At 37.1% G+C, this 14,427-nt stretch carries 12 protein-coding genes and 1 other annotated feature; of the genes, 10 read left to right on the top strand and 2 right to left on the bottom strand.

Annotated elements, in window-relative coordinates; translation table 11 throughout:
• Window positions 1–19 precede the first annotated feature (19 nt).
• The 10 genes from F8M42_RS05350 to F8M42_RS05305 all read left to right on the top strand — a co-directional run bounded on the left by F8M42_RS05350 (window position 20) and on the right by F8M42_RS05305 (window position 10,041).
• The gene (locus F8M42_RS05350; protein ID WP_182188313.1) at window positions 20–463 is read left to right on the top strand and encodes a thioesterase family protein; all 444 of its coding nucleotides are present in this window, start codon (window positions 20–22) and stop codon (window positions 461–463) included.
• 5 nt (window positions 464–468) lie between these two features.
• Window positions 469–618: a hypothetical protein gene (locus F8M42_RS05345; RefSeq protein ID WP_182188312.1), complete on the top strand. Its 150-nt coding sequence runs from the start codon at window positions 469–471 to the stop codon at window positions 616–618.
• Window positions 619–639: 21 nt separating this feature from the next.
• Complete coding sequence (locus F8M42_RS05340; protein WP_182188311.1) at window positions 640–1,764, top strand: sodium ion-translocating decarboxylase subunit beta; 1,125 nt, start codon at window positions 640–642, stop codon at window positions 1,762–1,764.
• A 215-nt stretch (window positions 1,765–1,979) separates the two neighbouring features.
• Window positions 1,980–2,657: a 3'-5' exonuclease gene (locus tag F8M42_RS05335; RefSeq protein ID WP_182188310.1), complete on the top strand. Its 678-nt coding sequence runs from the start codon at window positions 1,980–1,982 to the stop codon at window positions 2,655–2,657.
• Between the two features lie 19 nt (window positions 2,658–2,676).
• The gene (locus F8M42_RS05330; protein WP_182188309.1) at window positions 2,677–4,425 is read left to right on the top strand and encodes an ABC transporter ATP-binding protein; all 1,749 of its coding nucleotides are present in this window, start codon (window positions 2,677–2,679) and stop codon (window positions 4,423–4,425) included.
• A gap of 95 nt (window positions 4,426–4,520) precedes the next feature.
• Window positions 4,521–5,291 carry a DUF116 domain-containing protein gene (locus F8M42_RS05325; protein WP_182188308.1) on the top strand — a complete coding sequence of 257 codons (771 nt, stop codon included), beginning with the start codon at window positions 4,521–4,523 and terminating at the stop codon, window positions 5,289–5,291.
• Entirely contained in the window at window positions 5,288–6,622 is a 1,335-nt protein-coding gene (gene rsmB, locus F8M42_RS05320) for a 16S rRNA (cytosine(967)-C(5))-methyltransferase RsmB (RefSeq protein WP_182188307.1), read from the top strand. The genes F8M42_RS05325 and rsmB overlap by 4 nt, the downstream gene beginning before the upstream one ends.
• A gap of 51 nt (window positions 6,623–6,673) precedes the next feature.
• Entirely contained in the window at window positions 6,674–7,723 is a 1,050-nt protein-coding gene (gene rlmN / locus F8M42_RS05315) for a 23S rRNA (adenine(2503)-C(2))-methyltransferase RlmN (RefSeq protein ID WP_182188306.1), read from the top strand.
• Window positions 7,724–7,794: 71 nt separating this feature from the next.
• Window positions 7,795–8,694: a GGDEF domain-containing protein gene (locus tag F8M42_RS05310; RefSeq protein WP_182188305.1), complete on the top strand. Its 900-nt coding sequence runs from the start codon at window positions 7,795–7,797 to the stop codon at window positions 8,692–8,694.
• Window positions 8,695–8,776: 82 nt separating this feature from the next.
• Window positions 8,777–9,013 (top strand) — a binding site (T-box leader).
• Between the two features lie 41 nt (window positions 9,014–9,054).
• Window positions 9,055–10,041 (top strand): bile acid:sodium symporter family protein, encoded by a 987-nt coding sequence (locus F8M42_RS05305; RefSeq protein ID WP_182188304.1) that lies wholly within the window; start codon window positions 9,055–9,057, stop codon window positions 10,039–10,041.
• Window positions 10,042–10,289: 248 nt separating this feature from the next.
• Here F8M42_RS05305 and rbr read toward each other — a convergent pair whose 3' ends face one another.
• Together rbr and malQ are read right to left on the bottom strand one after the other, a co-directional pair.
• Entirely contained in the window at window positions 10,290–10,826 is a 537-nt protein-coding gene (rbr, locus tag F8M42_RS05300) for a rubrerythrin (protein WP_182188303.1), read from the bottom strand.
• A 127-nt stretch (window positions 10,827–10,953) separates the two neighbouring features.
• Window positions 10,954–14,376, bottom strand: a complete 3,423-nt coding sequence (malQ, locus tag F8M42_RS05295; RefSeq protein ID WP_182188302.1) for a 4-alpha-glucanotransferase — start codon at window positions 14,374–14,376, stop codon at window positions 10,954–10,956.
• Between the last annotated feature and the right edge of the window lie 51 nt (window positions 14,377–14,427).

The raw sequence follows: 14,427 nt of genomic DNA, 5'->3' as shown, positions 1-14,427 counted from the left end.
TTTCAGGGGAGGAAGTAAAATGTTTGATGCTAAAACTTTACTGACCGTTGGACAAAATTCGATAATGAGAAAAGTAGTCCAACGTTCCGACACAGCTGCCAGTTATTCAAAAGATCTTAACAGATTTTTGTCAACGACGGCAGTAATTGATATGGCAATCCGGGCATCAATGGAGACGATTGATAAATATCTGCCGGATAATTTTATCAGCATCGGATTCGATATAAAGTTTACTCATACAGCCGCTACCAGTCTTGGTATGACAGTAACTGTCAAAGCCAGTATAGTGGCTATTGAAGGTCATGAAATTGATCTTCATATAGATGTATGGGATGAACAAGGAGAAATTGGCTATGGGACCCATAAAAGAAGCATCGTAAGTAAACAACATTTATATGACCATGCAGATCGCCGGACTCGTTTTCTGGCAAATCAACGCATAGAAGAATCTAAACAGGGGTGATTAATATGATGTTGTCTGATGATATAACAGGAGCATTATCACTAAGCATAATAGATTTTATATTAAGTTTTGTATTCATTGCCGGAATAGGTGGGATATTGTACTTGTTCCCATACATAAATAAATTAGGTGAAGTAAAAGAAAGCAAGTACTGACTTATATGAGGAAGTGATTTTATGATTGATTTTGGTGCGCTTATGAACGCCCTGCTGTCCCAGACAGGACTGATATCGATATCACTGGGGAATATAGTAATGATACTCATTGGCGCCGTTATGCTATATCTTGGCATTGGCAAAAAATATGAACCGTTTTTACTGGTGGGAATCGGTCTGGCCTGCATAGTAACAAATATACCTGGTTCGGGATTAGCTGAGCCCGGCGGGTTGTTTTATTACGCTTATAAAGGTGTCGAATTATTAATTCTGCCGCCATTGATTTTCTTGGGTATTGGTGCAATGACCGATTTTGGTCCAATGATTGCCAATCCATCACTAGTCATCTTGGGTGCGGCCGCTCATCTTGGTATCTTTGTTGCATTAATTGGTGCTAAAATATTAGGTTTTTCACTAGCCGAAGCTTGTTCTATCGGTATAATTGGTGGAGCTGATGGGCCAATGGCTATTTATACCACCGTACAGCTGGCGCCCCATTTATTGCCGCAGATATCAGTGGCGGCTTATTCATATATGGCCTTAATGCCACTCATTCAACCACCAGTCATGCGCCTTTTAACCACAAAATCAGAACGCCGTATAATCATGAAACAACCGCGTTATGTTTCCCGTTTAGAAAAAATAGTGTTCCCTGTAGTAATCATTATCATTGTTAATTTATTCTTGCCACCGGTTGCACCGCTTATCACCATGTTAATGCTGGGGAATTTAATACGTGAATGTTTATTATTGGATCGTATGGCGGAAACAGTATCCAACTCTTTGCTTAACGTCATAACCTTAACTTTAACCATAGCAATAGGCTCCACAATGAAGGCTGACAACTTTCTTACAGCCCAAACATTAATTATAATAGTATTGGGGTTGGCAGCCTTTGTCTTTGGTACGGCTTCCGGTGTCATCTGCGCCCGTATCATGAATAAAATCAGCGGGGGAAAGATAAATCCATTAATAGGTTCGGCTGGAATAGCATCCGTACCTATTGCTGCACGAGTATCACATAAAGTTGGCCAAGAAGAAAACAGAAATAATTTCCTGATTATGCATGCGATGGGGCCAAATCTTGCCGGTGTATTCGGTACAGCCATTTCCGGTGGTATCATGCTGGCATTACTAGGTCATTAAATTATAAAAAACATCTATTCTAAGCTTCGATTCGGCTGTCAAATAATATATATACAGCCAAACCGAAGCTTTTTATTTTTCATATATGACTGTAATTAACCAATCAAAACATATATTTATATACATATTTTACAAGATGATGTAAAATATAAAGTAATCATTTGCATCAGACAAACTCATTATTCTAACAGCAAATGTACCGAAAGGGTCATGTTATGAAATACATTGTCATAGATTTAGAAATGAATCCGATAATAAACAAGTTTAAAAAAGAACGTCGTATCTGCAAAAATGAAATTGTTGAGATAGGCGCTGTTCTCATTGATGAAAAATATAATAAAGTAGCCCGATACCAGCAGTACGTAAAACCTGAATATAATGCTATCGGCCGGCGATATGAGGAACTGACAGGTGTAACTAATAAATTAGTTCAAAATGCTCCAGCTTTTAAAGAAGCCATGCAGAATTTCTGCCATTGGCAGGAAAATTGCTGTAACTTGGCCGAACCCATAGCTGTATATGCATGGAGTGAAAATGACCGCCGGCAGCTTGATCAGGAAATGCAGCTCAAACAATTACCTAAGGAAAAGTATTCTGTCCTGCAGTGTTCGTGGTATGACCTGCAAAAAGAATATTGCTCAATGCTTGGACTACAACGCATGATAACGTTGCATGCTGCCGTTGGTGCCATGGGAGAAGCATTCGTTGGACGAATGCATGACGCATTATGGGATGCAGAAAACACAGCACGAATCTTTGTATTATCACGCAATGAAACTAAATTCAAACAGATTATGAAGCCTGTCCTCGATGTACTACAACCCAGTCAGCCAATGACCTACTCATTGGGTGATTTATTTGGTGATAAGCTTAAAGGTTTAAAAGTAGAATAAATTTATATCAGAGGTAATTATGGAAATTTTTCAACGCTTTATCGAGTTTTACAAACCGCATAAGCGGTTATTTTTTTATGATTTGATTTGTGCCACTTTAGTTGCAGCTGTGGATTTATCATTTCCACAGCTGCTCTATTTATCAACACATGTTTTATTTGTCAACAATCAGGGTAGAATACTGGAAAGCTGTCTATTAATAGCTGTTACAATGCTTATTTTATATATAATCAGATATTTTTGCCAGCATTATATTACTACCTGGGGACATATAATGGGGGCCCGGATGGAAAGTGAGATGCGCCGCTTATTATTTAAAAAATACCAGGAATTATCATTTTCGTACTATGATAAAAATAATACGGGAGTTATGATGAGCAAATTAGTTTCCGATCTATTTGATATATCAGAACTGGCTCATCATGGTCCGGAAAATATATTTTTAGCATTATTAGAAATAACCGGAGCATTTATCCTCATGGCTATAATAAATTTCCAGCTTGCCGGAATCTTATTTATTATAATGATATTGATGCTATTTTTTGGCATAAAACAAAATCGTAAAATGAAAACTATCTTTTTGGATAACCGAAAAAAAATTGCTGATGTCAACTCAGCTCTACAAGACAGTTTAGCTGGAATCCGGGTAGTAAAATCATTTGGCAACGAAAAAATTGAACATGACAAATTCCAACATAGCAATAATGAATTTCTACGCTCTAAAACAGCCAGTTATATGGCGATGGGACGCTTTGTCGCCGGCGGCGGAATTTTTGTTGGATTAAGTTATATGGCAGTTCTCACTGTAGGTGGTTATTTAATTGCCGTTGGATCTTTACAGCCGGCCGATTTAGCTGTTTTTGCCCTGTATATCGGTATCTTTCTCAATCCTATAAACATGCTGATTAATTTTACAGAACAATTTCAAAAAGGATACACTGGTTTTTGTCGTTTCATTGAAATAATGGATGCCCCGATTACCATAAAAGATAAACTTGATGCCAAGGATTTAAGCCGTGTTAAAGGTGATATTGTTTACGATGATGTATCGTTTTATTACGAAAAAAAACAAAAAATTTTAGAGCATATTAATTTTAAGGTAACTGCTGGTAAAACAATTGCTCTTGTCGGTCCGTCCGGTGGCGGGAAAACGACAATATGCTCACTTCTGCCTCGCTTTTATGATGTAACAGGTGGGGCCATTTACATTGACGGATATGACATACGCGATGTATCATTAACATCTCTGCGCAACAATATTGGTATTGTCCAGCAAGATGTCTATATGTTTAATGGCACAATAAAAACCAATATTGCTTACGGAAAACCCGAGGCTTCCGATGATGAAATAGTCGAAGCGGCAAAACGTGCTAATATACATGATTTCATCATGGGTCTGCCGGATAACTATAACAGCTTAGTCGGTGAACGTGGTACACGATTATCTGGTGGACAAAAACAACGCTTATCAATCGCAAGAGTCTTTTTAAAGAATCCGCAAATTTTGGTATTAGACGAAGCAACCAGTGCTCTTGATAATGAAAGCGAGCGCTATATTCAAAAATCATTAGATCTTTTAGCCGAAAATCGTACTACAATTGTTGTTGCTCACCGTTTAAGCACAATTCAAAACGCTGATGAGATTCTTGTCATTCGTGATCATCAGATTTCAGAGCGCGGTAATCACAACGATTTGATGAATCGCAACGGACTATATGCACGATATTATCGTATGCAGTTTCATAAGAATCTTCACGAAATGAAATAAACCTGTATTATCTGCTTACCGATAATAATTTGTGTTATATGACTATAATATGGTAGAATTCATTTAGACAAATATTATTCAGCTTGGAGCACATCATGAAAAAAAATACAAATTTCTTATTACCTCTATTGATGTTTCTGAGTATATTATTCCTGATTATCATCATAGCAGGCATCGGAAAAATAAGTTATTTAGGTTTACGTGAAATTTCTGTCGGACTGCCGACATTCTTTTTAGGCATCTGCATAATAGTTTTCACCATATTAATAATCATATTGCTGGATCTTATTTTAATTGTATCTCCCTTAGCCAAATTTAGTTTTGGACATAAGTATATTTATCAGTCTGTTAACTTATTATTTCCTTTTATACTTTTATGGGGACGTATTTTAAAAATTTCACGACGCAATATAGAAAAATCTTTTATAACCCTCAATAATACTTTGATGAAATATCGTTCCTTACGTGTACATCCTAATGAACTACTTGTCATATCACCCCATTGCCTCCAACTGGCAGCATGTCAATACAAGATAACCTATGATATCAATAATTGTCATCAATGCGGACGCTGCACAATAGGTGCTATGTTGAAAATGGCACGCGAAATCGGATTTAATTTTGAAGTTGTGACCGGTGGTACTTTAGCAAGAAAATTAGTTAGAGAAATGCATCCCAAGCTTGTTTTGGCAATTGCCTGTGAGCGAGATCTGACAAGCGGCATACAAGATGTATATCCGCTGCCGGCAGTGGGAGTTTTAAACATACGACCTAACGGACCTTGTTTCAACACTACTGTTGATCTTACACAAGTACGTACAATGATTGAAAAATTTATAATAAAAAATGAGGATACCACACAATGAATGCCAGACAAACAGCCTTGCAAATTTTATGTGCCGTATATGATGATGGTGCATATGCCAATATTGCTCTAAATAAATATCTTGTCCGGCACGAACTAAAAGAAACCGACAGACGATTTATCACCGAATTGGTATATGGAACAATCAAGGCTGGTGACACACTTTTATGGATACTGCAGCAATATAGTAAAATACCCATTAAAAAAATACATCCAATTATCAGGTCAATATTACGCATGGGAATTTATCAGCTTGTTTTCATGGATAAAATTCCTGCATCGGCCGCCTGTAATGAATCGGTAAAACTGGCAAAAAAATATGGCCACCCAGGAACAGTTAAATTTGTAAATGCTATTTTACGTGCTATCACACGCAACAGCGATAAATGCGATTTTAATAAAGTATCCAATGACAAAATCTCCTATCTGGCTTTAAAATACTGGCACCCGCGCTGGCTGGTAAAACTTCTCATAAATGAATTTGGTATAGAACAAACTGAAAACTTTTGTCAATTTAATAATACCGATCCACCGCTTTCTTTCAGATGCAATACTTTAAAAAATAATCCGGCTGAATTGCTGGAACAGCTTACGCAGAAAGGTTTTACTTGTTATCAGTCTGCGTTATGTCAGGAAGGGATTATCTGCACAAAACATCCTTCTTTGGTAAATTTAATGGAACTTCAAACAGGCCAGGCTATAATACAAGATGTAAGTTCCATGCTGGTGGCACATGTTCTCGATCCACAGAAAAATGATTTTATCATTGATATGTGCAGTGCACCGGGTGGAAAAACCACTCATATAGCAACATTATTAGAAAATACCGGCACAGTTCTGGCAAATGATATATATGAACATAAAATAAAGTTAATTACAGACAATGCCTCACGGCTTAATCTTCACAATATCAAAACCAATATTGCCGACGCCCGGCTGCTGGGCAATGATTACAAATATGCAGCTGACAAAGTGCTGGCGGATGTTCCCTGCTCAGGACTGGGCGTATTGCGCCGTAAAGCTGATGCCCGTTGGAATAAAACAGCCGCCGATATAGAAAAATTACCGCAATTGCAGTATGAAATATTAGAAAGTGCCGCTAAGGCAGTTAAACACGGCGGCATACTTATATACAGTACTTGTACCATACTGAAACGGGAAAATACAGCTGTTATCGAACGCTTTTTAACTGCCCATGATGATTTCAGCATTGATCCAATAGATGCGTTTTTACCACAGCAGCTGCGCGGACGCGGTAATATGCTACAGCTACTTCCACCATACGACGATACTGATGGCTTTTTTATCGCCAGATTAAAACGAATAAAATAATTACTTATTATTTATTGATAAGCTGCACAATAAAAAGAAAGCAGGATAAAATTGACAAAAAATATCTTTGGCCTTGATTTAACAAGTTTGCAGGACGAAGTAAAACAACTTGGTATGCCGGCCTTTCGTGCCGGACAAATCTTAGAATGGCTGTATCAGAAAAATATCTACGATTTTTCTTTGATGACTAATCTGTCATTAAAGCTGCGAGAAGAATTACCAAAAATATTCTCTATTGATTGTGGTAAAATAATTATTCAAAAGAATTCTATTGATAAACAAACCAGCAAATTTTTAGTTGAATTCGCTGATAAAACAGCAGTGGAAACTGTATTAATGCGGCAAAGCTACGGTAATAGCATTTGCATTTCTTCACAGGCCGGCTGTAAATTAGGCTGTGGTTTTTGTGCCTCGACGCTGCATGGTTTTCAACGTGATTTAACAAGCGGTGAAATGCTGGCACAAGCTATGAAAAGCCAGGCCATTGTTGCCAAAGAAGGGCAGCATATAAATAATATTGTAATTATGGGCAGCGGTGAACCACTTCTTAACTATAATAATGTTATCCAGTTCATTCATCTGGTACATGAAAAATATTGCATGAATATCGGTTACCGCAATATCACTATATCCACATCAGGTATAGTTCCCATGATAAAAAAATTAGCCGAAGAAAATTTACCGCTGACATTATCAATATCCTTGCACGCTCCGGATGATGTCCTGCGTTCGCACTTAATGCCAATAAACAATCAATATCCACTACAATCAGTCATACAGGCCGCTGATTTTTATGCCGAAAAAACAAAACGACGGATTACTTATGAATACATATTGATCGATCATATTAATGACAACTTATTACAAGCCAAACAATTGGTCAATTTATTATCACATAAGCTGGCTAACGTTAACCTTATACCATTAAATTCCGTTGTGGAGCGCGGCTTTAGACGTCCATCCTCAAAGCGCATTAAGACTTTTACTGACTTTTTGCAAAATCATCATATAAATGTTACTTTACGTAAAGAAATGGGCACAGACATTGATGCCGCCTGTGGTCAGCTCAGAAATAAACATTTGGATAAAACTAATAAATAACTTTAATTTCGGCATTTTTTTAATAAAATGATTCAACCCTTTATGTTTACAGTCAATTTGAGGTGAATAATATGCCTAAGCCAATAAATTTTGATACTTTGGAAAAGAATTTACCATTTTTTCATAAAATGTACGATATCGTACGCCTAGTCGATCCAGTAAAAAAACGCGTCCTTGAATACAGCGGTCACAAAGTAAACGAGAGCAACAAGATTTGTTATGCCTATTGGCAAAATGGAAAAATCTGTGATAACTGTATTTCTGTTAGGGCTTTTCATGAAAACCGCACCTATATAAAACTTGAACAAAGCACCAGTATAATAATGTTGGTTACGGCCTTGCCTATTGACAGTGAAGATGGACCGATAATTTTAGAACTATTAAAAAATGCTACTGACAGTATGCTGCTGGGGCATGGCGATTATAATATCGGACAAAAAATGGGACTAATTGTTCATAATCTGACAAATATGATAATAATGGACCACTTAACTAAAGTATATAACCGTCGTTTTGTTGATGATCGCTTACCTGTCGACATTGTCAAAGCTGCTGCACAGCATCAGCTTATATCAATTATTTTTATCGATATAAACAATATGAAACTTATAAACGATACATATGGCCATTTAGCAGGAGATATGACCTTAAAGAGTGTGGCCGATATAATGAAAAAATCTATTCGTGAAGATTTGGATTGGGTTGCCCGTTATGGTGGTGATGAATTTGTTATTTGTCTTACCAATACCGATAATAAAAAAGCCCGGCAAACTGCTGAGAAAATTCGCAAAAATATTCTGGAATTAAACATTCCTGTACAAAATAATCATGTTGCTATTTCTTATGGCATACAAACAACATCACATTCATCACTTACTGCTGAGGAAATACTTCGTTCAGCTGATAAAAGAATGTATGCAGCAAAAAATTTGACCAAATCTTCTCCTCCTCCTTTTATTACTTCTAATTAAACTATTTATTATTTACAACTTGACAAACACTATCAGCTGATTTAAAATAAATTCTTAGACGATTACAATATAATATATGTTAATACATTTGATGACGAGAAAGAGTATGTATTGAATTATTTTACAGAGAACCGAAGCAGGGCTGAAATTCGGTAAATAATGGTATACAGAAAATCATCTCTGAGAAGCGACACCGAATTAAGTAAGTGAAGACGTTAGTTCTGCGTTATAAGAAACGCGTATGTTAGTACGTTGTGAGTGTATTTACCAGTAATGATAAATAATTTTGGGTGGTATCGCGGAAAACTCCGTCCCTTTATAGGGATGGAGTTTTTTTTATTATATTTAGGAGGCATTCTTATGGAAAAATGTAAAAAAATCAGTTTATTTCTCTCAGGTAATACTTCAATTATAATTATATGTATTGCTATTTTCACTTTCTTTTTCCCCAGCACATTTAAATGGGTCAGAGGAAATACACAATTATTCATTCTATTCATGATAATGTTTACTATGGGATTGACAATGACTATCCAGGAATTTAAAAAACTGGCCGAAAATCCAACTGATGTATGCATAGGAGCTGTTGCTCACTATACAATCATGCCGCTGCTGGCATTTTCTGTGACTAAAATTTTTCATTTACCTGACCCCATTGCATTAGGATTGATTCTTGTTGGCTGCTGTCCCAGCGGACTGGCTTCAGACATAATGGCCTTTCTTTGTCATGGTGATGTACCATTTGCTGTAGGTACGACAACAATTTCCACCTTATTTTCTCCGTTTTTGACACCTATACTTGTACTATATCTGGCCGGAGCCATTGTAAATATCCCTGCTCAAGCAATGTTCATTACAATTATTGAGACCGTCATTTCCCCCGTTATATTAGGCCTGATAATTAATTATTTTTATCAGCACAATTCTAAATTTCATGCTGTGCAAAAAATGATGCCTGGTATTTCTGTTATTGGTTTTGCATTTATTGTAGGTGGTGTAGTCGCACTACAAGGTTCAAATTTTTTCGTATCCGGGCTTATAATTCTTGGTGCCGTTATACTTCACAATTGCGGTGGCTATGCTTTGGGATATATTGTTGGACATGCCGTACATATGAACACCGCCAAAAAACGTACAATCACATTGGAAGTGGGAATGCAAAATGCCGGTCTTGCCACCGGTCTGGCTATGGCACATTTTGCTGCTATCCCCGAAGCCGCATTAGTCGCCGCTGTAGCTTGTGTATGGCATTCAATATCAGGCACTTTATTAGCCGATTATTTTGCTAAAAAAGATGCAAAAAGCACCGTTGACAACACTATTATTGCCGGACAAATATCAAAATAATTTAACATGAATAAAAGGTCTCATATTTCCTGGCTGTATTTGCATGACTAACAAGATTAAAGATATTTATCTGTCAATATACCAATATTCCGATCTTGTATTGATTTATTTCCATGTTTTGTCTTTATTCAATACTGGTAGTTTCAGATTTTAAAATTAGGCTGTATCCTTGCCCGGTGCACTAATCAAAACAAGCCGGTTATACTGAGCTGACTCAGTATAACCGGCTTGTTTTGATTGTCCGAAAATTATTTATAATTATTAGCACGAACCTGGAAAAAAGACTGTGGATGATCACATACAGGACAAACCTGCGGAGCGTTTTTTGCTTCACAAATATAACCACAATTTGCACACATCCAAATTACTTTTTCATTCTTTTTGAAAATCTTATCTTCCTTTACATTACTTAAAAGAAGTTGATATCTTTCATCATGTGTCTTTTCGATACTGGCAACGAATTCGAATAATTTGGCAATCTTTTCAAATCCTTCTTCATGGGCTGTCTTAGCAAATCCAGGATACATGCTTGTCCATTCATAATTTTCTCCGGCAGCCGCATCCTTCAGATTTTCTGCCGTATCACCAATACCATGGACAAGTTTGAACCAGATTTTAGCATGTGCTTTTTCATTGTCAGCTGTTTCTGTAAAAATCTGAGATATTTGATGATATCCATCTTTTTGGGCTTTAGAAGCATAGAAAGTATATTTATTGCGAGCCTGTGATTCACCTGCAAATGCAGCCAGTAAATTTTTTTCTGTTTGTGATCCTTTTAATTCCATTTAAATCTCTCCTGTCATAAAATTTTAATAAATGTGGAAAACAATTATCAATGAATATTATATATCATTACATAAATTTGTCAATGCTGCAATTATATTTGTCAGCTCTGTCTTTACATTCCTATATTCAGCGATCATATTTATGACAAAGCTGTGCTAAAAATGAAGCTCTTTCAACTGTAAGCTGATTTTTTTCCAGCTGCCATGCCCAATTTTTATTCAATGTACCTGGTGTATTCATTCTGGCCGACGAATCAAGACCAAGTACATCTTGAAGTGGTAATATAGCAAGCCGGGCCGCACTTGCATAGGCATATTCCATTAATTTGCAGCATATTTTTTTATCATCTGGTCGATAAAGTTTTAAATATTCCGCTAAAACCGCTTTTTGCTCTGGTGAAAGAGTATTTCTCAGCCAGCCCAGTGTCGTATCATTATCATGTGTACCTGTATAGATAACTGTATTTTCACTGCAGCTAAAGCCTATATTTTTCCGACCATCAGGACATAACTCAAATTGCAGCACTTTCATGCCAGGAAAGCCACATTCATTTTTTAATTTTTCTACATCAGTAGTTATAATACCAAGATCTTCGGCAATAATCGGGATATTACCTAATCGCTTTTTTATCGCTTCAAAAAACGACCTGCCAGGCCCTTTTATCCATTTACCGGTCTTTGCTGTAACAGCTTTACCATCAATTGCCCAATAAGCTGCAAACCCGCGAAAGTGATCTATTCTCACGGCATCGACTAGTTGTTCTAATGTATAAAAACGCTGTACCCACCATGTATAACCGTCATCTGCCATTACGTCCCAGCGATAATGCGGATTACCCCATAACTGCCCATTTATGCTGAAGTAATCCGGAGGTACACCAGCAATTGTTGCCGCCGTTCCATCAATATTAAGATTAAACAAATCCTGATGTGCCCAGACATCTGCACAATCATGTGAAGGAAATATCGGCAGGTCACCAATTATTTTTATGCCCCGTACATTAGCATAATGTTTTAATTGAAGCCATTGCGTAAAAAATAAATATTGAATAAATTTAATGTAATTTATCTCACTGATATGTACTTCAAATGCTTGCTGTACGGCAACTGTATTATATTGCTTTATATCATCCGGCCACTTTATCCATGCGGTATTTTTATAATATTTTTTTAAAGCACTGTATAATGCATAATCATCCAGCCAATATTTTTGTTCATCACAAAATTGCTCATATGCAGGAGTTGGTGAAAAGTTTTTAAAAGCCTGCCGCAATAACTTTTCTTTCGCCATTTTAGTGATACTGATATCCCTGTTTTCTACGGTAAATACCGCATTGATATCAAAATTAGTCAATAACCCCTCGACAACCAATTTATCAAGTGAGATCAACAGTGGATTGCCGGCAAAAACAGAAGATGTTTGGTATGGTGATTCACCATACCCAGTCGGGTTAAGCGGCAGAATCTGCCAATATTCTTGCCCGGCAGACTGCAACCAGTCAACAAACTCATATGCCGACTGTCCAAAATCACCTATACCATAGGGTGTGTACAGTGAAGTAGGATGTAATAAGATACCACAGGAATGCCGGTATTTATCAGTGATATGTATTTGCCGCAATACATTTCCTGACAATTTTCCCACATTCATTGAAAGAACATTATTATTCAGCACAACTTTATTTTCGGGGTCCAGCATATTTTCCAGTCTATCGTGACACAGTCCATTTAAATCCAATTGTATAGGAACAATTTCATTACTGCGGTTTATTATAATAACAAAAATATCATCAGCACATGGCTGCCCAAAAACATCCTGCTTATCTCGAATACGGCGGGCATAGGCCAATATATCGTCTGAAACATGTAAAAACAGCAGTTCACCGGCCTGCAGCGCAGGGTAATTATTGCGTAATTTAATCAATTGTTCCAGCCATTTTTGCATAATACGATCCGGGTTATCCCAATCATACGGAGCCCGGTTATGCGGATCACGAAATCCCTGCATGCCTATTTCATCACCGTAATAAATTGACGGTACACCAGGAAAAGTAAATTGCCACAAAGCAGCCAGCATACTTCTTTGCTGTCCCAGTTTATAATGTTCGGCATCCAATCTATAATGTGCCTGCGCCATAGCAGTCATATTATCTGCTGATGGTGCTTCCCCCAAAATAGTTATAATACGTTCTACATCATGGCTGCCAAGCAAATTCATCATAGCATAATAATTTTGTATGGGATAATTTTCTTTTTGACTGTTTAAGAGTGCTTCTGTCTTTTGCACTGAAATACGGTTGAGCAAAAATTCAATAACAATCGTACGAAATGGATAATTCATTGCTGCATCCATATCATAACCGCAAAGATATTCTCTGGATACGTCATAACTGATTTTATTGGAAGCATCTTCCCAGACCTCGCCAATAACTACGGCATCTGCATCAATTTTTTTTACTGCAGCATATAAACTACGGGAAAACTGCTGCGGCAACTCATCAATTACATCAAGACGCCAGCCACTGGCTCCATTTTCCATCCAATGCCTTATTACGCCGTTTTTTTCATTCAATATAAAATCCATATATGACGGTGTGGTTTCCGTGACATTTGGAAGTGTTTCAAAGCCCCACCAACTATCATATTTATCTGGATAATCAGTAAATCTATACCACCCATAATAAGGTGAGTATTTTGATTGAAAAGCACCAAGTGAATGATAATTACCCTCACGATTAAAGTAAATACTATCGCTGCCCGTATGACTGAATACTCCATCAAGTATTATTTTTATATTATTATCCTGTGCCGCTGCACATAAAACCTTAAAATCCTCATTTGTTCCCAATGTAGGATCAATTTTATGGTAATTACCCGTGTCATAATGATGATTGCTGGAAGATTCAAAAACAGGATTCAAATATATTACTGAAATACCCAGTTTTTGCAAATAAGGGAGTTTGTCTATTATTCCCTTCAAGTTCCCGCCAAAAAAATCATAGGAAATAATTTTCCCACTGTCAGCGTCTTTATAATAACATGGTACATCATGCCAGTCAGCATGATATACTGCATTTTTTCTGGCAATAAGTGTGTTGCCGTGCCGATAAAATCTGTCGGGAAAAATTTGATAAATTATCGCCTGCCTGAACCATGCCGGTGTTCCTACATCATACTGATATACAGTTACCTGAAAAGAAGGCGGCTGCTGACTGTAAAGCTGCCCAATGCCGCCCATATTTTCTTGATTATTACCATAATACAGTATTTTATCTTGTGTCGTTATCACAAAATAATACCAGATGAGACATCCCCTGTCGGGTGCGGTAATTTCCACAAAATAATGATTACTGTCCCGTGGTGTTTGCTTAAGAGGAATCAGCTGTTCCCCCTCTTTATTCCGCCATAATCTTAAAACAACGCTGACGGGTGGTTCTTCCGTTACAACATCTACCGCCAGATAAATAGTCTTGTCTGTCGGACAGGCTCCCAGAGGCAGGCGATAATAGGGACTGTGCGAATCATGCCGTACTAAATTTTTTTCTGACAAGTAATCACCATCTTATATACATTATTGACCAACAATGTTGCGGAACGATTT

Source organism: Pectinatus frisingensis, assembly GCF_014076555.1.
Lineage (GTDB): Bacteria > Bacillota > Negativicutes > Selenomonadales > Selenomonadaceae > Pectinatus > Pectinatus frisingensis.
This window is presented reverse-complemented; position numbering and strand designations above follow the sequence as displayed.

Bases quoted from the DNA above. Each gene is read 5' to 3' on its own strand.
- F8M42_RS05350 (WP_182188313.1), top strand. From the start codon at position 20: ATGTTTGATGCTAAAACTTTACTGACCGTTGGACAAAATTCGATAATG.
- F8M42_RS05345 (WP_182188312.1), top strand. From the start codon at position 469: ATGATGTTGTCTGATGATATAACAGGAGCATTATCACTAAGCATAATA.
- F8M42_RS05340 (WP_182188311.1), top strand. From the start codon at position 640: ATGATTGATTTTGGTGCGCTTATGAACGCCCTGCTGTCCCAGACAGGA.
- F8M42_RS05335 (WP_182188310.1), top strand. From the start codon at position 1,980: ATGAAATACATTGTCATAGATTTAGAAATGAATCCGATAATAAACAAG.
- F8M42_RS05330 (WP_182188309.1), top strand. From the start codon at position 2,677: ATGGAAATTTTTCAACGCTTTATCGAGTTTTACAAACCGCATAAGCGG.
- F8M42_RS05325 (WP_182188308.1), top strand. From the start codon at position 4,521: ATGAAAAAAAATACAAATTTCTTATTACCTCTATTGATGTTTCTGAGT.
- rsmB (WP_182188307.1), top strand. From the start codon at position 5,288: ATGAATGCCAGACAAACAGCCTTGCAAATTTTATGTGCCGTATATGAT.
- F8M42_RS05310 (WP_182188305.1), top strand. From the start codon at position 7,795: ATGCCTAAGCCAATAAATTTTGATACTTTGGAAAAGAATTTACCATTT.
- F8M42_RS05305 (WP_182188304.1), top strand. From the start codon at position 9,055: ATGGAAAAATGTAAAAAAATCAGTTTATTTCTCTCAGGTAATACTTCA.
- rbr (WP_182188303.1), bottom strand. From the start codon at position 10,826: ATGGAATTAAAAGGATCACAAACAGAAAAAAATTTACTGGCTGCATTT.